Raw genomic sequence first — 21,506 nt, 5'->3', positions numbered from 1 at the left:
AATTAAATTATGACATTATTAGACGGAAAAAAAACGGCTGCAGAGATTAAAGAAGAAATTGCTTTAGAAGTAAGAGAATTAAAAGATTTAGGAAAAAAAACACCTCATTTAGCAGCAATTATTGTGGGTAATGATGGTGCAAGTATTACTTATGTAAATGCAAAAGTTAAGGCCTGTGAACGTGTTGGTTTTGAATCTACTTTAATTCGTTTACCAGAAGAAATAACAGAAGAAGATTTATTAAATGAAATTGCCATTTTAAATATTGATAAAGATATTGACGGATTTATCGTTCAATTGCCTTTACCAAAACATATTGATGAACAAAAAGTTTTAATGGCAGTAGATCCTGATAAAGATGTAGATGGGTTCCATCCAACAAATGTTGGGAAAATGGCTCTAAACTTACCTACTTTTATTTCTGCAACTCCTTTTGGTATTTTAGAATTATTGGATAGATTTAATGTAGAAACTTCTGGAAAACACGTTGTTGTTTTAGGTAGAAGTCATATTGTAGGTAGCCCAATGAGCATTTTATTATCACAAAAAAGAAAAGTGGGAAATGCAACAGTAACAATGTGCCATAGCAGAACTAAAAACTTAAAGGAAATTACTTTGCAAGCAGATATTATTGTTGCTGCAATTGGAATTCCAGAGTTTGTAAAAGCAGACATGGTTAAAGATAATGTTACAGTTATTGATGTTGGTATTACACGTTTAGCAGACCCATCAAAGAAAAACGGTTTTAGGTTAGTTGGTGATGTTGCTTTTAATGAGGTTGCTGCAAAATCTCAATTTATTACTCCAGTTCCTGGTGGAGTTGGACCAATGACAATTGCTATGCTATTAAAAAATACTTTGTTATCTTGTAAAAGAAGAAGCTAAATTTTATGGGCAACAAAAAAGCATTAAACTATTTCTATGAATATTTTCAAATATTTATAGGCATAGTATTAACTAGTTTAGGTTTAAAAGCTTTTTTGTTACCAAATGGTTTTTTAGATGGTGGAGTAACAGGAATTGCTTTGTTGGTAAGGACGCAAGTAGATATAAACATGTCTTACTTACTAATAATTTTCAGTATTCCCTTTTTAATTTTAGGCTATTTTACAGTTTCAAAAAGAATTGTTATAAAATCTATTATTAGTATTTTAGGGGTCGCTTTATTTATCTATTTCGAAAATTTTCAGACAATTACCAATGACAAGTTACTTATATCCATTTTTGGAGGTTTATTAGTTGGATCTGGGATAGGAATTGCCATCAGAAACGGATCTGTTTTAGATGGCTCTGAAATATTAGGTGTTTATTTAAATGATAGGTTTGGAGTAAGTATTGGTAAAATTGTATTATTTTTTAATATCGTTCTTTTTAGTATTACAGCATTTGTAGTGTCTTTAGAAGTGGCACTCTACTCTATCTTAACCTACATTATCGCAGCAAAAGTTACAGACACAGTTATAGAAGGTTTTGAAGATTTTATTGGGGTGACCATTGTTTCAAAACAACATTCATTAATTAAAAAAGCAATTTTAGAAGAACTAGGTGTTGGTTTAACAATTTATAAGGGTTCTTCTGGTTTTGGTAATAATGGAAAAATAGAAGATTTTGATATTATTCATTCTATTGTAAATAGAATTGATATTAAAAAAATGTACAGAATAGTTCAAAATATAGATAGTGATGCCTTTATTATAGAATTTGATGTAAACAATGTTAAAGGTGGTGTTTTAAGACATTATATTGATAAGAAAAAGAATCGAAAATTAGCAAATCATAAAACAACTAAACAACTTTAAAGCACTGCTTTTTTGTCTTTTTTTGCTCCAAATTCTTTTCTGTAAATCCTAACGATTACCAAAAACAAACTGATTAACAAAGGCCCAAAAATAAGACCAATAAAACCAAATAAAGGAACACCAACAATAACACCTATTAAAGTAATTAGTGGATGTACATTGTCTAACTTTTTTAATACATAAAGCCTGATGATTTTATCTGTAGAGCCTACAACAACAAATCCATACAGCAAAATACCCCATGCTGCAAAACTATTTCCAGTTGCCATTGTTAAAATAAAAACAGGCAAAATACCAACCAAAGTCCCTACAAATGGTATCATAGAACCTACTGTGGTTATAATAAACCAAAAGAAAGGGTCTTTAATATCAAAAATTAAAAAACCAATTAATGCAATAATACCTTGTGCAAGAGCTACTAAAGGAATACCAAGTGCATTAGATCTAACCATAGCTTGAGATTCTGCACCAATAATTCTTAAATTCTTCTCACTAATTGGTATGTATTCATACAAAGAACTTCTTAGTTCAGACCTGTTGGTTAACATATAATACAACATAAAATACATTAAACCGATTGCTATAAAAATATCGAATGTTCCACCAGCTAAACCTTCTAAATTACTTGTTATCCAATCAGAAACTTCAGAAACATTTATTTTAGATGATAAATCGTAACCGTAGTTATTTTCTATTTTACTTAACTGACTTTTGATAACTTCTACAACTTGTTCAGAATTATTTACTGCTTCACCTATTTTGCTTCCTAGCATCATTACAATACCTGTAACTGGCAGAAGAATACATATAAAAGAAAGTATCATTAAAAAAAATGCGGCTACATCTGGGTGCCATTTTTTTCTTACTAAAAAAACCATCCATCTTCTTAACAATACGTATATAGTAATTGCTCCTAAAACACCTGATAAATAAGGCATCATTTCTCTAAAAATGAGAACACCAATAAATAATATTAGTAATAAGACAAATATTTGTCTTATAGTTCTTGGCGCAATTGTAGCTTTCATTTTCATTAAAAGATGATTTTAATGCAATTTAAAGAACTTATTACTATCATATTGTAATTATTACAATATAAATTAACTTTTTTACAATTTATTACAAGAAATTTTCCAAGTTGGATACACAATTTTCTCATTTACATCTGTCCATTCTCCAATCCATTTGTATCCTTTTTTAGAAATATCATAAAAGGTAAGCCTGTAAAAACCTTTAGTACCATTAGGAGCATTTTGTTTTCTATATAAAACAATTTTTCCTTTTTCGGTTTTGTTACCTGTCCAAGAAGATAATGTTTTTGGAGTTGCAGAAGACGAATAATAATGCACACTCCATTGTAAACTGTCTTTACTAAACTGCCTAATGCTTCCAGAATGTAAACCATCTTCTTTTAATGTTTCATCTTGTACAGCCATTCCATTCATAATATATTTCCAACGCCAAATCATTTTTACAGGTTTTGCCCAAGAACCATCTGGCTTTCTAGATTGTGATGTGCATTTAGATTCACCTATTAAATCTTTGTAATCTTGCAATTGTTTTGGTGCTTTAGGGTTGTATTTACCAAAAGGATTTTCTTTTGAAGCTTCAAAATTAAATTGAGAAAAAGTAGAAAAAGAAACAAATAAGCTGAGTGATAAAAAAAGAGTTTTCATTAGTAAAATAGTTTAGTGTTTTACAAAAAAACTAAAAAAAATAGGGCATTTACTTTTTTTTGCAGTAAACAAATAAGAAATTGCAGTAAGCTTGTTTAAATATTACTTAGTACTTGCTAAAAAATCTTTTACTTTTTTTAAATTACTTTTAGAAATATTTACTTCTTCATTATTATTTAAAAGTAAATAGGGTTTTGAGTTTAGTTTTAACTCTTTTACCATAGTCATATTTACAATGCTTTTTCTATGGACTCTCAAAAAATGAACCTCTAATTTTTCTTGCAATGCTTTTAAAGAAACTCGCATAGAATATGAAGGACTGTCTAATGTATGCACATTTACACAGTAATCATCTGCTTCTAACCAAGTTATATTTTTTATAGGAATAATTTTTCTTTTATTGCCTATTTTTATATTTAATACTTTTGCTTTGTCTGAGTTTTCTAGACTTAGTTTCTTATAAATTTTATCATTCTCTTTCTTTAAATCAATTAAGTCTTGAACCTCAATTTCCAATAATTGTTTTGTAAAATTTAAAAACAAAATAATGGTAATTGCTATATAACCTAAAATATAAATTGGGGATTTTTGAAAAAAATAAAACAGAAAGTATTCTGAATAAAAACTTGATAAAGTACCATTATTTGCAACTAAAGAAATGGTAGCAATAATTAGAATATTTATTAGAACAAGTATAAAAATGTAAATAGCATATTTAATTATTTGAGAGGTTTTTAATGTTTTTTGTTCCTCCTTTTTTAAGGAAACTAAAAGTGGAATACCACACAAAAACCAGATAACCCATCTGTAAAATTGATTTTTAAACAAAGTCAAAAAAACAACATCATTGCTTAAATTAAATCTTTTTATGTAAAATATTTGCTGAAAAGTTTCAAAACATATTGCCAAAACTAACACAACAGCAATTAATAGAATATTTCTTTTATTAATTACTTTATTTGTGAACTCCATTATTATTAATTGTCTTCTCTATTAACTAAATCCATAGAAAAAGCTGGTAGATAAATAGCAATGTATTCACACTTTTTATTAAAAGGATTTGAATATTGAATTCTGGTGTTTTTTTCTATTTTGATAGATTGACCAGCTTCTAAAATAACAGTTTCACCCTCTATAATAAATTGCTTTTTTCCTTTGATAATATAAGTATACTCATCAAACTCTGGGGTTTGAAAAGGTTCACTCCAACCAGGAGGAGCCACCATGTGTGCTATACTAATTTGAGAATTTTTATCTGTTGCGTTTCCAAAATGTTCTTCTATTAATTTACCATCTGTAGTTGGTACTACAAAAGGTGATTTTTGAATGGTATATTTTTTTTTAATCATAGAAAACTATTTGCGTAAGCGATTGAAATGGCATCCTTTTTTGTGCTTTAAACATTTACTTTACTTCGTTTCTTAAAAATATGGTTAAAAAAACATGACCTTAATTGGTTTTAAACAGCTTTTGCACAAAAAAGATATAATGGAAAGCGCGGTTTTGTCTTTAAATAAAATGGACAAAATACGCCCTAATGAAACCAAATAATAAAAGATTTCATTTTAGCCAAATCTGGAATTTGCTCTAAAGTTACTTTTTGAGTGTTAAAATCTTTTAAACCCAACTCTTCATTATCTATTGTAATTGTTGCATTATAATCATCTATAAACAAAGTGGCAGATGAAAAAGTTCTTTCTACTTTATTTACATTATTGTTGGCATTTATCTCTGAAAAAGTAGATTTTAAGCTGATGCCAGATTCGGTTTTATAACGTGCATCATGAATTTCGATACTTTTTATGGTAGACGTAGAATCTAATTGTTCTTTAGGCATGATTTTTAAAAGTAGTTTTCCTCCTTTTTCGTATACTAAATACTCATCATCTTCTTGAAAATAATTATCTCCTTGTGCACCTTCGCTCAAGTTTTTTACTAAAGAATCTTTTTTAAAAATGGTATTTAAGTCTTGCATTGTGGTTTTTGTAGTAAGTTCTCCTACTTTACCTTTTTCTATTTTAAATTTACTGTTGTTGGTGCAACTGATGATAAATAATGAAAATACAATTGCGATAATTGGTAAGCTGATTTTTTTAATCATTTTGGTAGTTTTGTTCGTTATGTAAACGTTCTTTTTTTGAATTTGTTATTTTAATACTTTTTTTAAGATACCAAATGCGGCTCTAATAAAAGTGGCACTTGTTAATACCTTTACAATTGGGTTTTGTCTAGTGCTTCTTCTGCGTGAGTAACTCCTACTCTCTTTCTCTTCTTGCTTTCTTTGTTTTTCTTTTTCTTTAGCTATTCTTTCTTTTTCTTTCTGCGCTTTTTCTTTTTCGATTGCTTTAGCTTCTGCCAAATTTACTTTTTCTATCTTAGAATTAAGCAATTCGTAAGCACTTTGCCTGTCTAAATTTTCGTTGTATTTGTAATAAAGACGAGAGTTATTAATAACTTGTTTTAATTCTTTATCTGTAAGAATATCCATTCTACTCATTGGTGCACGCAACATAGTTCTTGCAAGTGGAGTTGGAATTCCTTTTTCATTTAAGACAGATATAAATGCTTCTCCTATACCTAATTTTGTTAGTACCTCTTTAGTATCGTAATATTTGGAATCTGGATAATTTTCTGCAGCTAATTTAATTGCTTTTCTATCTTTAGCTGTAAAAGCCCTTAAGGCATGTTGCACTTTTAAACCTAACTGTGCCAAAATATCTTCTGGTACATCTTTTGGGTTTTGGGTTACAAAATACAAGCCAATTCCCTTAGAACGAATTAATTTTACAATACTTTCTATTTGATCTAATAAGGCTTTAGAAGCTTGCTCAAACACCAAGTGCGCTTCATCTATAAAGATGATTAACTCTGGTCTTCCAGCATCTCCTTGCTCTGGAAAAGTTTCATAAACCTCTGCCAATAATTGCAACATAAATGTTGAAAACAATTTTGGTTTATCTTGGATGTCTGTTAAACGTAATACAGAAATAATTCCTTTACCATCTTCATCTACTCTAGTTAAATCTTCTACTTCAAAAGATTTTTCTCCAAAAAATAAATCGCCTCCTTGTTGTTCTATTTCTATAATTTTACGCAAAATTGCGCCTGTAGAAGAAGATGAAATACGTCCATATTCATTTTGTATTTCTTCTTTTCCTTCATTGGTAACATAATGCAGTACTTTTTTAAAATCTTTAATATCTAATAGAGGTAATTTGTTATCATCACAATATTTAAAAATAATAGCTACAATACCACTTTGTGTTTCAGATAAATCTAAAATTCTGGATAGCAAAACAGGGCCAAATTCTGAAACTGTAGCACGCATTCTTGTTCCATCTTGTTCGGAAATAGTTAAAACTTCTATCGGAAATTTTTTAGCTGTAAAAGGGAAACCAATTTTTGTATGACGTTCATCAATCTTTGGATGTCCTGGACTTGGTTGTGCCAAACCAGATAAATCTCCTTTAATATCCATTAACAAAACAGGAATACCTTTTTCTGATAAATTTTCTGCTAAAACTTGCAAGGTTTTGGTTTTACCTGTACCTGTTGCTCCAGCAATTAAACCATGTCTGTTTAACGTTTTTAAAGGTACTTTTACAATGGCATTTGTTATGGTTTCTTCACCCAACATTGCTGCTCCTAACTCTAAAAAATCTCCTTTTGTTTTGTATCCGTTATTAATGTAATCGAAAAATTCTTCGTGCTGACTCATTTAAATAATTTTTAAATAGAATCTGAAACTACTGAAATAAATTCAGCATAAAAAGTTCAGATTGCAAAGTATAAAAATAATCAAAGTTTAATTGTTAGGAAATTATTTGTGCGTTTTGTTTTGGAAATGTTTTGGAGAGATTCACTGACGTTAACACAAATATGCAACGTTTCAATGTTTTATATTTGTAATTAGCGAATTTATCAGAAAATAAGTTTAGAAACAAACTAAAATAAAAAAACTGACTGCGTTAGTCAATCCAAAGTTTAAAGTCTTTTACACGTTCTCTGCTGACAATAATTTCTTGTTCGTTATAAGAATTCAAAATTAATTTTAAACGCGAGTTAGAATAAGTAATGATGTCTTTTATCTTATAAATATGAATGATAAAAGTTCTGTTGACTCTATAAAATTCTTTTGGGTTTAAATTTGCTTCTAAATTGGTTAGTGAATAATTTACAATGTAATTTCCTTCATCTGTTTTTAAATATGTTGCATTTTCAAAACTATAAAAACAGATAATTTCTTTAGAAGAAATAATTTTAATTTTCTTACCCACTTTTACTGTAAAACTATCTTTATAAATTTCTGTTTTATAATTAGTTAACAGCTCTTTAAATTGTTTTAAATCTTTCTCTTTTTGATAAACTTGCTTTGCTTTTACAATTGCTTTTTCTAACTTGTTTTTGTTAATAGGTTTTAACAAATACGAAATACTATTATACTCAAAAGCCTGAATGCTATAATTACTAAATGCTGTTGTAAATATTATTTTTGAAGTAATTTTTACTTGATTAAAAATCTCAAAACACAATCCGTCTGAAAGTTGTACATCTAAAAAAATGATGTCTGGGTGTTTATTTTTTTGTAACCAATTGATAGTAGATTTCACAGAATTTAACCTTGCTGAAATCTCAATTTCGAAATCTTGCAACAAACGCTCTAATCTTCTTGCGGATGGCAGTTCATCTTCTATAATAATCGCTTTCATGAAACAGTTTCTAAAATTGGTAGTTTAATTTTATACTTTTTATCTGTGTTTTCTATAATAACTTTTTCATCTGTAAAATAAGCAATTCTCTTTTCAATATTTTCGATGCCTTTTAGTGAATTAATTGCTGTTTTTAACTTCGGATTCTTATTATTTTCAACAATTAAATAATTTTCTTTTGACGAGATTTTTACTTCAACTTTTTCAGTTTCGTTAATAGTATTGTGTTTTACTACATTTTCTAAAACTTGCTGTAAAATGGTAGAAACAATGTATTTTTCTTTTACTTTTTCATCAATTACTATTGAGAAATTTAAACCAACTTCAAACCTATCCTTTAGTAATTCTAAATAGCTTTTGGCAAACGCAATTTCGTCTTTTAATAAGACCACATCTTGTTTTTCTTGTTCTAAAAAGTACCTGTAAATATTTGATAAATTCTCTGAAAACCCAACAGCTTTTTTTGGATTTTCTTCAATTAAACTGGTTAAAACATTTATATTATTAAACAAAAAGTGTGGACTTAACTGGTTTTTTAATTGTTGATAATTGAGTTGAGATTCTAATGATTGTTGGGTTAGATGTAGTTTTTCTTTTTTAGAAATTAAGTTTAAAAAATAGATATGAACTACAGAAATAATAAACAAATAATATGGGCCAAAGAGAACTATTGACATAATAAAATTTCTGTAAAACGTCTTATCTAAATTTGCATTAGGTCTATTGATAATAAATGGAATATTACTTAATAAAACAAAAACTAGAGTTCCAAAAAAATAATAACTAATAATTTTATATGGATTATTATTTACTGAATTTGCTACCTGTAAATAATTAAAAAAGTTTATTGTAAAAAAACTTAATACAATACCAAGTGAAAGAAATTTGCTCCAAATATGCAGGACATTTATAAAACTAGATGATCCAATAAAAACTAAAGTACTGTATATTATAGTAGCTAAAAATGGAATTAATAATATAATTTTTAGTGAATAGTTTATCTTTTCAGAAACTATTTTTTTGCTTTTTTTAAATTTTGATTTTATGATTAGTATAAAATTCACCAATAGCGATGCAAAAAAAGCCATTAGAGAATTCATAAATGTAGTTAATTCAAAAAAACTATAACTCTCCCTAAATTTCATTTGTTTAAAGTAAATAAACACTAATAAATAAGTTATTAAAAAAGAAAAAAATGGACTTTTTAAATAGAACTTCCATTTTTTACTTTTTTTAAAAAAACAAATTGAAGTTATTACTGGTACATAAAAAACTATAAATGATAAAACATAAACTCTATGAAAATCTTCTTCATCATAATTTTCTATTCCTTTAGATATAAAGTGAGAAATAATAATTATCACTAAAAAAATGAATAATGATATAAATGATTGTTTTACTTTTTTCCTCATAATTTCTAATTTTTATCAAAAATGAAGTTTATCATCTTTAATAAAAAATGAAATATAGTGAATTGTTATTTTATGTTATTGAACTGTGGTTTTGTACGAAGTTTTGAGAATAGATTTCTCCATAAAGTCGAAATGACATTCGTTAGGATTCATTGAACTTGAAACCATGAAACCTTGAAACCTTGAAACCTTGAAACCTTGAAACCTTGAAACCTTGAAACTAAAATACAAAAACGAACTACGTTAGTCAATCCAAAGTTTAAAGTCTTTTACACGTTCTCTACTCACAATAATTTCTTGTTCGTTATAAGAATTCAAAATTAATTTTAAACGTGAATTAGAATAAGCTACAATATCTTTTATCGCATTTATATGCACAATAAAAGTACGATTTACTCTAAAAAAATGTTCTGGGTCTAATTGCTCTTGCCAGTTTTCTAAAGAATTATCTAACAAGTGATTTCTGTTTTCTTTAGTATGGATATAAGTAGATTTGTTTTCGCTATAAAAACACTCTATTTCATTAATATGAATAATTTTTATATGCTGACCAACCTTTATAGATAAACGTTTTTTAAATTTTCGGTCTACAGGGTTTATCAATAATTTACGAATATCATCCAAGTTTACTTGTACATCAGATTGCGTAGGTTGTTTTTGTTTAAACTGATTTATGGCAGCTTCTAATTCGTCACTATCTAAAGGTTTTAATAAATAATCGATACTATTTAACTTGAAAGCTTTTAAGGCATATTCATCATAAGCAGTGGTAAAAATGATAGCAGAATTAACTTCAATTTCTTCAAAAATTTCAAAAGATAAACCATCAGACAATTGAATGTCTAAAAAAATCAAATCTGGATGTTCATTATTTTGTAACCAGTTTAAAGACTCTTCTACAGAATGTAGCATTTGCTGAACCTCAATACTCAATTCTGCCAACATTCTGTTTAACCTTCTTGCTGCTGGTTTTTCGTCTTCAATAATTAGTACATTCATCTTATTTTCTTGTTAATCTTTTTGCGTTTTTATTTATAATTCTTGCTCCAATAAAAGCAGTTAAAAATGTAGCAATGGCAACTGCCCACCAAAATTGTTGCATATTTTTTACAAAACGTGTCCCAACTTCTGACCAAAAAGCACAGTATAAACCCACTACAGACCAAGCCATAAAATAGTAATGTGAATAAATCCAATTTTTATGTTTTTTTAGTACTGCATACATCCCTCCAAAAATAGTAACTAAACTTACAATAGCAAAGAAATGAAAAATACTAAATCCGTTAAAATTAGATATAAAAAATGATGAAACATTTAACAATAACATATTGGCTACATAAATATAACCTACTCTTTTATGAAAGCGAGTTCCTTTAGTATTAAAAACCACGACTAATCCTGTTACCATTGAAACTATGGCAAAGAATAAATGAATATATCCTATTGTAGAAAACATATTTTTAGTTTTTAGAAAATTAAAAAAATCATATTGAATTCATTTTTTTTGAAATTTCTTCACTCTTTCTTCTTTCTTCTTCCTTACACTAAAACCTATTCTTTTGTTCTTCTTTCTCCATCATTTCTTTAATTTTTCTTTCTTCCCAATCTCTTCCAAAACCAATAGATTTAAAACCGAAAACGCCTAACCAATGAAAAAACATTCCTATTCCCCAAAAAATCCAAGTAGAATACACTCCAAAATTAGAAATTATTTCATCAAAACTATCTCCACTTTGTGATAACCCAAATATTATTATACCACTAAGAAATAGGTTTACAATAACATAAACCATTAAATGAATATAAAATCCTTTAATGTCCTTTACTCTTTTTTTTGCTTTTATATAACTGTTTTCTTGTCTAAAATCTTGTTGCATTTTATTTGTATTTTTTTAATATTTCTGCTGTTTTTCTTTCTTCCCAATTTTTTCCTAATCCTAAAAACTCGAAACCAAACACTCCCAACCAATGAAAAAATAGTGCAATTAGCATTCCTCCTAAAGCAAACCAAAAGAAGTGAAATCCTGGTACAAATTTTAAATTGACAAAAAGGATGATTGGAAAAGCTAATACATTCACAATTAAATGAACATAAAATTCTTTTATTTCTTCAGCTTCTTTTTTAGCTTTTAAATAATATTTTTCTTGAAGGTACTCTTCATCTAAAATAGTTTCGTTAAGAGCATTACTGTCTACAATTTCATTTATTTTTTTCTCTTTCCATTCAGATTTAAAACCCATTTTAGAAAAAGCAAATACATTTACCCAATGTATAATCAAACCAATAAACCAAGCTATAATTGCATACCAAAACCAATAAAACTGTGGTACTGTTTGCAAATTAATAAAAACAAGAAAAGGCAAAATTAGAAACGTTGCAAAAAAGTGGGTATAAAAACCTTTGATGTCTTTAATTTGTTTTTGAGCAATTAAGTTTAAATGATAATGTATATAATTTGATTTCATGACTTACTTATTCTCGTTCATAAATTCTTTAATCTTTCTTTCTTCCCAGTTATTTCCAAATCCTAATAATTTAAATCCGAAAATACCTAACCAATGAAAGAATAAACCCATTCCCCAACCTAAAACAGAAAACCAAAACCAATAAAATTCTGGTACATATTTTAAATTTACAAAAATAATTACAGGAATTACCAAGCAATAAATAGCCAAGTGTGTGTAAAACCCTTTTATTTCCTTTACTTTTTTTTGGGCTTTATAATAGCGTTGTTCTTTTGAAAAACCTGCATCCATCTTATCTTCTGTATTTATCATCATTCATATATTCTTTTACCTTTCTTTCTTCCCAATCTTTATTAAAAATAAAATTAATCCCGAAAGTATTTAATGCTTGGAAAATAATTCCTATTCCCCAATATATCCATATTTTATAGTTATGATAGTCTGTAAAAGCTTCCTTAAATGTGTCTCCATCATTCATATCTCCTACAATAAAAACGGCACTTAAAAAGATGTTTACAATTATATAAATGGCTAAATGTTTATAAAATTTACTTATTCTTTCTACTCTTTTACGAGCTAAAACATACTTTTGTTCTTGTGTAAATTTTTGTTTCATTATCGTAATCTTTTTTGTTGATTTTCTTTCTCCATCAACTCTTTAATTTTTCTGTCTTCCCAATTTTTTCCTAAGAAAATATTGTAATTATTTACTTCTAAAAAGTGGAATACTAAACCTATTCCCCATCCAAATATTGGAAACCAAAACCAATGAAATTGTGGTGAAAATCTTAAATTGATAAAAATTAAAAAAGGAATTACTAAACAGTAAGAAGCTAAATTTTGATAAAATTCTTTTAACTTTTCTACTCTTTCTACAGCTTTTACATATTTGCTATTTTCTAAATCGTCTGAATACATAATATTGTTCATTTTATAAAGGAGAGGTAAACTCACCTTAAAAGTTGTGTTGTTATTTTCTATTTTAACAGGTTTATCTGTTATTAATCCATACCTATCAGCAATGTTTTGTAACCCAACTTTGGTGCTTTTTCCTATTGCTTCTTTAGGGTTGATGTTATTTTCTATAATCAAATGATTATTCTCCTCATAAATTGATATCACTAAGGGTTTAGAGGATGAAACCACATTGTGTTTTACTGCATTTTCTAATAATAGTTGCAATGATAGTGGTACCATTTTAAGTTCATCATTACTAACTGTATCAGGAATATTAAATTTTATAGCATCTTCAAAACGCATTCCTAATAATTGCATATACGTTTTGGCAAATAGCAATTCCTCAGAAATGGGAACTAAATCTTTATTTCTTTGTTCTAAAACATATCTATACACTTTAGATAGTTTCGTGGTAAATTTTTCTGCTTGATTCGGATTTTCGCCAATTAAACTGGTTAATACATTTAAACTATTAAACAAAAAATGAGGGTCTAATTGATTTTTTAATGACTCGAACTTCGCTGTTTCTGTTTTTGCTACAATTTCTTGTTTTGTAGTTTCTCTGGTCATTGCAGATTTCCAATTCTGCATAAAACCTCTTGCATGTAAAAAAGTAGAAATTCCTAAAGACAGAATAATATAAAACAGGTGAACCCAAAGAAAATTACCATTAAAAAAAGTTTTTGGGTCATTACCATTTATAATTATAAAAACAATGTAGTCTATTATTAAAACTACAGGAACAGTATATAATAATGTGGCAACAATACCAGCCCAAACTCTTTGATTGGTTTGTGTTATCCAATCCCATTTTTTTGATAAATAATTATTTATAAACCCATTACCAAAACCAATACCAAAAGAATACATTCCAGAAATAATAAAAGACCAAATAATGCCCTCTAAAGTACGCTGACCAAATACTACTCCAAAAAGTAGCCCAAAAATTATGGTTAATTTCAAACAAAGTATCGCTCCTTTTTTAACACTTTTTATAGTATATATCCCTTGGTCTTCCATCATTCTAAATTAGAAATTAATTGCTTGTAATTTACTAAAATTTAATCTCTAATTTTAAGTTTTTATCTTTCAATAAAAATTTGGCTCCTTCAAAAGTTGGAGGTGCAAAAGCCATTACATTATTAGATGCTCCATAATCTTCTAAAGGCATTCCGTTTGCTGAAAAATCCATTTTGCCATTATTATTTTTATCATGGTAACAAGTAATTGCATATTCTCCTTGAGGTACGTTTTCAAAAATAACAGTAGTTTTTCCATTTTTAATTTTCCCTTCTTTTCCTTGAATTGGAGTTCCCATAAAGTTTTCTTTATTGTATAAAGCAAATCCTACTTTACCATTATCAGAAGTTACATTTGCTACAGTAACAGTAATTGTGCTATTTTGTGCAGTAACTGTGTTTGTAATAAATAACATTGTTGCTACTAAAAGTCCTACTATAAGTTTCATAATTTTAAGTTTTAATGATTATTGATGCTACAAAGATGCAACACAACTCAAGTTTTTAAAATTAAACCATACCCAACTGTAATTTTTGTAGGATGAGTTGTTATTTTTAACAAAATGACATCATAAATTGTAAAACACTAATAGACAAATCAATTTAAAGATTATCAAAAAATCAATATTCTACCTTTATTTTGATGAATTTTTAACTAAGATTACTAATTTGTTTAAATTTCATAAAACTTACAAAAAAACGTTACATTTTTGATACTCTCATTTAAAAAATATATACTTTTGTAGCATGATTACTTCAAGAAGAAATAAATTATGTACTACAATAGTTCCCTGTTTGCGCTTGCGCAATCGTCGTCGCTAATACTCTACTTTAGCAACAAATTAACCTATTACAGTATTTAACCATTTATTTTTTTATCGTGAATCTTTCTTACAAAACTTACTTACAAACTTCAGTTATTTTAAAAAATAACAATATTCGACGTAATTTTTCTCTACGCCCTTTGGGTGCTTAGATTATTATGAAATTAGGTGAGTCCAATTTCGCATTACAATAAAAATATTTTCAACATAACATAAAGAATAAAACACAATACAATGGAAATTGTTATTGCTAACGAAAAACATAGTAAATACGCAGAAATCATCTGTAAAACTATAGAAGATGCAGCTCAAGTTAGAGGAACTGGAATTGCAAAGAGAAAACCAGCATACATTAAATCTAAAATGGAAAATGGGAATGCTGTAATTGCTTTAGACAATGGCAAATTTGCTGGATTTTGCTACATCGAAAAATGGGGACATGGAAAATTTGTTGCCAATTCTGGACTAATTGTACATCCAGATTATAGAAATATAGGGTTGGCAAAAAAAATTAAAGAAGTTGTTTTTAAGCACTCCAGAACAAAGTTTCCAGATGCAAAAGTATTTAGTATTACTACTGGTTTAGCAGTAATGAAACTAAATAGCGATTTAGGGTATAAACCTGTTACTTTTTCTGAATTAACAGACGACCAAAGCTTTTGGGATGGCTGCCAAACTTGCAGAAACTTTGATGTTTTAACAAGAACAAATAGAAAAATGTGTTTGTGTACAGGAATGTTATTTGACCCTAAAAATAATAACAAAGAAGCTACTAAAGAAGTAAAAGAAAACGTATTTAAAAGGTTAAAAAATATAAAACAGAGTTTGTTTTTAAAAAAAGATAAAAAATGAAAAAATTAGTAATTGCTTATAGTGGTGGTTTAGACACTTCCTATTGTGCTGTAAGTTTATCAAAAGAATATGAAGTTCACGCAGTAAGTGTAAACACTGGTGGATTCTCAAAAGAAGAAATCAATCATATAGAAAGTAACGCTTATAAAATGGGAGTTACTACTTATAAAAACATCAATGCAGTTCCTATTTTTTATAATAAAGTAGTTAAATATTTAATTTTTGGAAATGTATTAAAAAATGCAACATATCCTTTATCAGTTAGTGCTGAGAGAATTATTCAAGCTATAGAAATTGTAGAATATGCAAAAAGAATTGGTGCAAAATATATTGCTCATGGAAGTACAGGTGCAGGAAATGATCAAGTACGTTTTGATATGATTTTTCAAACTTTAGCTCCTAACATCAATATTATTACACCTATTAGAGATCAAAAATTAACCAGACAGGAAGAAATTGATTATCTAAAATCTGAAGGGATTGATATGAACTGGGAAAAATCAAAGTATTCTGTAAATAAAGGTCTTTGGGGAACAAGTGTTGGTGGAGTTGAAACTTTAGCCTCAGAAAAACCTTTACCAAGTGAAGCTTACCCTTCTCAACTTGAAAAAAATGGAGAAGAAAAAGTAACCTTAACGTTTAAAAATGGTGAGTTTGTTGCTTTAAATGGCGAATCTAATGTTCCTGAAATTAATATCGAAAACCTAAATGAAATTGCTGCTAAATATGCAATTGGTAGAGATATTCACGTTGGAGACACTATTGTAGGTACTAAAGGAAGAGTAGGTTTTGAAGCTGCAGCTGCTTTAATTATTATAAAAGCACATCATTTATTAGAGAAACACACGTTAACCAAATGGCAATTACAACACAAAGAATATTTATCGAGTTTCTATGGAATGCATTTGCACGAAGGTCAATATTTAGATCCTGTGATGAGAGATATGGAAGCTTTTTTACAAAGTTCTCAAAAAATGGTTTCTGGTGATGTAACTGTTACTTTAAAACCGTATCATTTCTCTTTAGACGGAATTGTTTCTAAACACGATTTAATGTCAAGCAAGTTCAGTACCTATGGTGAAGAAAATAAAGCGTGGACAGCTGATGATGCTAAAGGATTTATCAAGATTTTAGGAAATCAGAATAAAATATATCAACAAGTAAACTCTTAATTATAGATATTCCTGCAAGGTTTCAAAAACCTTGTAGGTATAAAATCAAACACCTACAAGGTTTTTGAAACCTTGCAGGATAAATAGTAAATAATGAAAAAATTACAAGTAGGAATTATTGGTGGTGCAGGTTACACAGCTGGAGAATTGATTCGATTATTATTGAATCACCCAAAAACAAATATCAATTTTGTGTACAGTACTTCTAATGCTGGAAACAAGCTATACAAAGTACACCAAGATTTAATTGGAGATACAGAAATTGAATTTACCCAAGAAATCAATGCTAATGTAGATGTATTATTCTTGTGCTTAGGTCATGGAAATTCAACAGCATTTTTAAAAGCAAATCATTTTTCTGACAACACAAAAATCATTGATTTAAGTAATGATTTTAGATTGGTAAAAGATAAAGTCATAGATGGTAAAGAGTTTATTTATGGTTTACCTGAATTGCAAAAAGAAGCCATTCAAGCTGCACAATACATTGCAAATCCTGGTTGTTTTGCTACTGCTTTACAATTGGCAATTTTACCTTTAGCTGCAAATGGATTGTTAAAAAATGATGTTCATATTAATGCAGTAACTGGTGCAACTGGTGCAGGAACTTCGTTATCGAAAACCACACATTTTACGTGGAGAGATAATAACTTTTCACATTATAAAGCGTTTGCACATCAACATTTAGGTGAAATTAATCAGACTGTAAATCAATTACAAGCTGATTTTGATTCAGAAATTAACTTTATGCCAAATAGAGGGAATTTCTCAAGAGGAATTTTTGCAACCACTTATACCAAATTTGAAGGTTCATTGGAAGATGCAAAAAAAATATATAAAGATTTTTATAAAGATGCAGCTTTTACTTTTGTTTCTGATGAAAGCATTCACATGAAACAAGTAGTAAACACAAATAAATGTTTGGTGCAGTTAGAAAAACACGGAAATAAATTATTAATTACAAGTACTATTGATAATTTGTTAAAAGGGGCTTCTGGAGCAGCAATCCAGAATATGAATTTAATGTATGGCTTTGAAGAAACCTTAGGTTTAAATTTAAAAGCGAATTATTTTTAGGAAGAATAAGTTGGAAAATCCTGCAAGGTTTCAAAAACCTTGTAGGTGTTAAAAACCTTGTAGGTGTTAAAAACCTTGTAGGTGTTAAAAACCTTGTAGGTGTTAAAAAGCGATACCTACAAGGTCAAAAAAAGACCTTGCAGGATAAAATAGATTCCTGCTTTTGCAGGAAAGACAAATTAAAGAATAAAGTTTACAACTTTGAAATATTTTTTATTATGAAAGTAGCAATTATTGGAGCTGGAAGTTTAGGACAATCTATAGCCAAAGGTTTATTAACAAATAAAGTGGTGAGTTCTTTATACCTAACAAAACGAAACACCAATTCTATTAAAGGATTTAACGATTATAATGAAGTTGTCTTAACTTCTGATAATACTGAAGCAGTAAAAAATGCTGACATTCTAATTTTTGCAGTTCAACCAAGACATTTAGAGAAAATTTTAAATAATGTAAAACCACTTTTAAAAGAAAATCACATTTTAATTTCTGTAATTACTGGGTTTTCAATTGCCAAAATTGAAGCCATTGTTGGGGTTGATAAATTTATTATTCGCTCAATGCCAAATACTGCTGCTTCTGTAGGGCAGTCTATGACGTGTCTTTCTCCTAATGTAAAAGGAAAAGAAAAAATAGATGTTGCCAAAACCATTTTTAACAGTTTAGGTATTTCTATGGAAATTCCTGAAGAACAATTGCAAGCTGCAACAGTAATTTGTGCAAGCGGAATTGCGTTTTGGATGCGATTAATCAGAGCAACAACTCAAGGTGCCATTCAATTAGGTTTTGAAGCTCACGAAGCTCATGAATTAGCAATGCAAACATGTTTTGGGGCAGCTACTTTGTTAAAAGAATCTGGCAATCATCCTGAAGCAGAAATAGACAGAGTAACTACTCCTGGAGGCTGCACTATAGAAGGTTTAAACGAAATGGAACACCAAGGTTTAAGCTCATCTTTAATCAAAGGAATTAACAAATCATTTGATAAAATCAATCACATAAAAACAAAATAACAAACACCATCAACCAAAAATTAAAACTTTTAATATGCCATTATTTAACGTTTATCCTCTGTATGATGTCACTCCTGTTAAAGCCAAAGGAGTATTTGTTTACGATAAAAATAAAACTGAATATTTAGACTTATATGGTGGTCATGCAGTAATTTCTATTGGTCACGCACATCCAAAATATGTAGAAGCCATAACAAAGCAAGTTTCTAAATTAGGATTCTATTCGAATGCCATTCAAAATCCATTACAAAAAAAATTAGCAGATAAAATTGAAACGCTTTCTGGTTGTACAAATTACGAATTGTTTTTATGCAATTCTGGTGCTGAGGCCAATGAAAATGCATTAAAATTAGCTTCTTTTAAAACAGAGAAAAAAAGAGTGATTGCTTTTAAAAATGGTTTTCATGGAAGAACTTCTGCTGCTGTTGCTGCCACTGACAATAAAAACATTATTGCACCTATTAACGCACAACAAGAAGTTACAATTCTTGATTTAAATGATATTGAGGGTATAAAAAGAGAATTAGAAAAAGGTGACGTTTGTGCTGTAATTGTAGAATTTATTCAAGGTGTAGGTGGTTTAGATGAAGCAACTACTGAATTCTTTGAACAAGTTGATGCACTTTGTAAAGCAAACCATACACTTTTTATTGCTGATGAAGTGCAGTCTGGCTATGGGCGTTCTGGAAAGTTTTTTGCTTTTCAGCATTATAATGTAACTCCAGATATTATTTCTATTGCCAAAGGAATGGGAAATGGTTTTCCTATTGGTGGAATTTTAATTCACCCAGGTATAGAAGCAAAATTTGGTATGTTAGGTACTACTTTTGGCGGAAATCATTTGGCTTGTGCTGCTGGTTTATCGGTTTTAAATGTAATTGAAGAGCAAAATTTAATAGACAATGTCAATGAAATGTCTGCATATTTTATCAAAATAGCGAAAACGATTCCACAGATAAAAAACATTAAAGGACGTGGCTTAATGTTAGGTTTAGAGTTCGATTTTGAAGTGAGTGATTTAAGAAAGAAGTTAATTTATGAGTATCACATTTTTACAGGTGGAGCAGCCAATAAAAAGTTACTGAGAATTTTACCTCCATTAACCGTAAGAAAAGATCATATCAATCAGTTTTTTGAAGCTTTAATTGATGCATTACAAATAAAATAAAAATAAGGATGTCAGACTGAGCTTGTCGAAGTCTAATTCAACAACAAAATTATGAATACCTTATTATCCATAGAAACAAGAAACAACGTTTTGCTAACCATGGCAGAACTTTTAGAAGAGCATAGAGCAGAAATCATCAACATTAATAAAACTGATTTAGAGGCTTATAAAGGTGATGACATTTCTATGTTTGATCGTTTAAAAGTGAATGATGCTAAAGTTGATGAAATGATAAAAGCTGCAAGACATTTAGCTTCACAAGAAGATCCTGTTGGTGTGGAGCTTTTTAGTTTTCTGCACGAAAACGGAATGCAAGTGTACAACAAAACAGCTTCTTTTGGTTCGGTTTTAATCATTTATGAATCAAGACCAGATGTAACAGTTGAAGCTGCAGGAATTGCTTTTAAATCAGGAAATAAAATCTTATTAAAAGGAGGAAAAGAATCTTTAAATTCTAACCTTAAAATTGTAGCATTATGGCATCAAGCTTTAAAAGAGCATAATGCTGCCACTGATTGGGTTGAGTACTTGCAGTTCAACAGAACAGAAACCCAAGCATTTTTAGAAAAACCAACTCAAAAAGTCGATTTAATTGTGCCAAGAGGTGGAGAACGTTTAATTGCTTTTGTAAAGCAACACGCAACTTGTCCTGTTATTATTAGCGGACGTGGAAATAACTTTGTATATGTAGAAAAAGAAGCAGATATAGATATTGCTTTTGATGTCATTTTGAACGGAAAATCAAAAATATCTGCTTGTAATGCAGTCGATAAAGTTTTGGTTGATGAAAATCTTCCCAATAAAAAGGACTTTGTCAATCAATTGATATCAAAATTGAAAGACTATAAAATTGTGGTTTTAGGTGATGAGATTGTTGCTACAAACCATAATTTAGAGCAAATTTCTTCTGATACTGTTTGGTATGAAGAGTTTTTAGATTATAAAATTGTAATTGGAGAGATTGCTTCTAATGAAATAGCTATTGCTAAAATAAACCAATATTCTGGAGGACATTCTGCAGCAATCATCACAAAAAATGAGGCTATTGCAAAGGTTTTTATGGAAAATATTGATTGTGCTGCTGTGTATCATAATGCTTCTACTCGTTTTACAGATGGAGGTCAATTAGGTTTGGGTGGAGAATTGGCAATTAGTACAGACAAATTACATCAACGTGGACCAATTGGTTTACAACATTTGGTTACTAATAAATGGTATGTTCATGGAGAAGGACAAGTTAGAAATTAAAGAGGTTTAGGGTATGTCATTCCGATTGAAGCGATAGCGAAACAGAGGAATCTAAGATTTCTCGATACAATTTTTAATATTTCGCTTAAGCTCTAAATTAAAAATCACTCGAAA

24 protein-coding genes are annotated in these 21,506 nt (G+C 28.7%); 8 read left to right on the top strand and 16 right to left on the bottom strand.

Going from position 1 to position 21,506, the window contains the following annotated elements; all coding sequences use genetic code 11:
- Positions 1-9 precede the first annotated feature (9 nt).
- Together folD and ACY2RW_RS07630 are read left to right on the top strand one after the other, a co-directional pair.
- Positions 10-885: a bifunctional methylenetetrahydrofolate dehydrogenase/methenyltetrahydrofolate cyclohydrolase FolD gene (gene folD / locus ACY2RW_RS07635; protein WP_490122122.1), complete on the top strand. Its 876-nt coding sequence runs from the start codon at positions 10-12 to the stop codon at positions 883-885.
- Between the two features lie 5 nt (positions 886-890).
- Positions 891-1,799 carry a YitT family protein gene (locus ACY2RW_RS07630; RefSeq protein ID WP_490122121.1) on the top strand — a complete coding sequence of 303 codons (909 nt, stop codon included), beginning with the start codon at positions 891-893 and terminating at the stop codon, positions 1,797-1,799.
- Here ACY2RW_RS07630 and ACY2RW_RS07625 read toward each other — a convergent pair.
- The 16 genes from ACY2RW_RS07625 to ACY2RW_RS07550 form a co-directional block, all read right to left on the bottom strand.
- Entirely contained in the window at positions 1,796-2,827 is a 1,032-nt protein-coding gene (locus ACY2RW_RS07625) for an AI-2E family transporter (RefSeq protein ID WP_490122120.1), read from the bottom strand. The two genes, ACY2RW_RS07630 and ACY2RW_RS07625, sit on opposite strands and share 4 nt — an antisense overlap.
- An 81-nt stretch (positions 2,828-2,908) precedes the next feature.
- Entirely contained in the window at positions 2,909-3,475 is a 567-nt protein-coding gene (locus tag ACY2RW_RS07620; protein ID WP_490122119.1) for a hypothetical protein, read from the bottom strand.
- A 102-nt stretch (positions 3,476-3,577) separates the two neighbouring features.
- Positions 3,578-4,447, bottom strand: coding sequence for a LytR/AlgR family response regulator transcription factor (locus ACY2RW_RS07615; protein ID WP_490122118.1), 870 nt, complete (start codon positions 4,445-4,447; stop codon positions 3,578-3,580).
- A 5-nt stretch (positions 4,448-4,452) separates the two neighbouring features.
- Complete coding sequence (locus tag ACY2RW_RS07610) at positions 4,453-4,824, bottom strand: cupin domain-containing protein (protein WP_490122117.1); 372 nt, start codon at positions 4,822-4,824, stop codon at positions 4,453-4,455.
- A gap of 185 nt (positions 4,825-5,009) precedes the next feature.
- Positions 5,010-5,576 carry a hypothetical protein gene (locus tag ACY2RW_RS07605; RefSeq protein WP_490122116.1) on the bottom strand — a complete coding sequence of 189 codons (567 nt, stop codon included), beginning with the start codon at positions 5,574-5,576 and terminating at the stop codon, positions 5,010-5,012.
- 45 nt (positions 5,577-5,621) lie between these two features.
- Positions 5,622-7,193 carry a helicase HerA-like domain-containing protein gene (locus ACY2RW_RS07600; RefSeq protein ID WP_490122115.1) on the bottom strand — a complete coding sequence of 524 codons (1,572 nt, stop codon included), beginning with the start codon at positions 7,191-7,193 and terminating at the stop codon, positions 5,622-5,624.
- Between the two features lie 250 nt (positions 7,194-7,443).
- The gene (locus tag ACY2RW_RS07595; protein ID WP_490122114.1) at positions 7,444-8,184 is read right to left on the bottom strand and encodes a LytR/AlgR family response regulator transcription factor; all 741 of its coding nucleotides are present in this window, start codon (positions 8,182-8,184) and stop codon (positions 7,444-7,446) included.
- Entirely contained in the window at positions 8,181-9,596 is a 1,416-nt protein-coding gene (locus tag ACY2RW_RS07590) for a sensor histidine kinase (protein ID WP_490122113.1), read from the bottom strand. The genes ACY2RW_RS07595 and ACY2RW_RS07590 overlap by 4 nt, the downstream gene beginning before the upstream one ends.
- Positions 9,597-9,839: 243 nt before the next feature.
- Positions 9,840-10,595 (bottom strand): LytR/AlgR family response regulator transcription factor, encoded by a 756-nt coding sequence (locus ACY2RW_RS07585; RefSeq protein ID WP_490122112.1) that lies wholly within the window; start codon positions 10,593-10,595, stop codon positions 9,840-9,842.
- Position 10,596: 1 nt separating this feature from the next.
- On the bottom strand, positions 10,597-11,052 hold the full coding sequence (locus ACY2RW_RS07580) for a DUF2306 domain-containing protein (RefSeq protein WP_490122111.1): 456 nt from the start codon (positions 11,050-11,052) through the stop codon (positions 10,597-10,599).
- Between the two features lie 88 nt (positions 11,053-11,140).
- Positions 11,141-11,473, bottom strand: coding sequence for a 2TM domain-containing protein (locus ACY2RW_RS07575; RefSeq protein WP_490122110.1), 333 nt, complete (start codon positions 11,471-11,473; stop codon positions 11,141-11,143).
- 1 nt (position 11,474) lies between these two features.
- Complete coding sequence (locus ACY2RW_RS07570) at positions 11,475-12,062, bottom strand: 2TM domain-containing protein (RefSeq protein WP_490122109.1); 588 nt, start codon at positions 12,060-12,062, stop codon at positions 11,475-11,477.
- A gap of 3 nt (positions 12,063-12,065) precedes the next feature.
- Positions 12,066-12,377: a 2TM domain-containing protein gene (locus ACY2RW_RS07565; RefSeq protein WP_490122108.1), complete on the bottom strand. Its 312-nt coding sequence runs from the start codon at positions 12,375-12,377 to the stop codon at positions 12,066-12,068.
- Positions 12,355-12,678, bottom strand: a complete 324-nt coding sequence (locus tag ACY2RW_RS07560) for a 2TM domain-containing protein (protein ID WP_490122107.1) — start codon at positions 12,676-12,678, stop codon at positions 12,355-12,357. The genes ACY2RW_RS07565 and ACY2RW_RS07560 overlap by 23 nt, the downstream gene beginning before the upstream one ends.
- The gene (locus tag ACY2RW_RS07555; RefSeq protein WP_490122106.1) at positions 12,678-14,042 is read right to left on the bottom strand and encodes a 2TM domain-containing protein; all 1,365 of its coding nucleotides are present in this window, start codon (positions 14,040-14,042) and stop codon (positions 12,678-12,680) included. Before ACY2RW_RS07555 ends, ACY2RW_RS07560 begins: the two co-directional genes overlap by 1 nt.
- 31 nt (positions 14,043-14,073) lie before the next feature.
- Positions 14,074-14,487: a DUF2141 domain-containing protein gene (locus tag ACY2RW_RS07550; protein WP_490122105.1), complete on the bottom strand. Its 414-nt coding sequence runs from the start codon at positions 14,485-14,487 to the stop codon at positions 14,074-14,076.
- Between the two features lie 609 nt (positions 14,488-15,096).
- Here ACY2RW_RS07550 and ACY2RW_RS07545 point away from each other — a divergent pair.
- The 6 genes from ACY2RW_RS07545 (at position 15,097) to ACY2RW_RS07520 (ending at position 21,392) form a co-directional block, all read left to right on the top strand.
- A complete protein-coding gene (locus tag ACY2RW_RS07545; RefSeq protein WP_490122104.1) occupies positions 15,097-15,714 on the top strand; it encodes a GNAT family N-acetyltransferase in 618 nt (205 codons plus the stop codon).
- Complete coding sequence (locus ACY2RW_RS07540; RefSeq protein ID WP_490122103.1) at positions 15,711-16,886, top strand: argininosuccinate synthase; 1,176 nt, start codon at positions 15,711-15,713, stop codon at positions 16,884-16,886. The genes ACY2RW_RS07545 and ACY2RW_RS07540 overlap by 4 nt, the downstream gene beginning before the upstream one ends.
- 93 nt (positions 16,887-16,979) lie before the next feature.
- Positions 16,980-17,963 (top strand): N-acetyl-gamma-glutamyl-phosphate reductase, encoded by a 984-nt coding sequence (argC, locus tag ACY2RW_RS07535; RefSeq protein ID WP_490122102.1) that lies wholly within the window; start codon positions 16,980-16,982, stop codon positions 17,961-17,963.
- Positions 17,964-18,181: 218 nt separating this feature from the next.
- Positions 18,182-18,976, top strand: coding sequence for a pyrroline-5-carboxylate reductase (gene proC, locus ACY2RW_RS07530; protein WP_490122101.1), 795 nt, complete (start codon positions 18,182-18,184; stop codon positions 18,974-18,976).
- Positions 18,977-19,010: 34 nt separating this feature from the next.
- Complete coding sequence (locus ACY2RW_RS07525; RefSeq protein WP_490122100.1) at positions 19,011-20,144, top strand: aspartate aminotransferase family protein; 1,134 nt, start codon at positions 19,011-19,013, stop codon at positions 20,142-20,144.
- A 51-nt stretch (positions 20,145-20,195) separates the two neighbouring features.
- Positions 20,196-21,392, top strand: coding sequence for a glutamate-5-semialdehyde dehydrogenase (locus ACY2RW_RS07520; protein ID WP_490122099.1), 1,197 nt, complete (start codon positions 20,196-20,198; stop codon positions 21,390-21,392).
- Positions 21,393-21,506 lie beyond the last annotated feature (114 nt).

It is taken from the genome of Polaribacter sp. 2305UL8-11, assembly GCF_058147165.1.
This window is presented reverse-complemented; position numbering and strand designations above follow the sequence as displayed.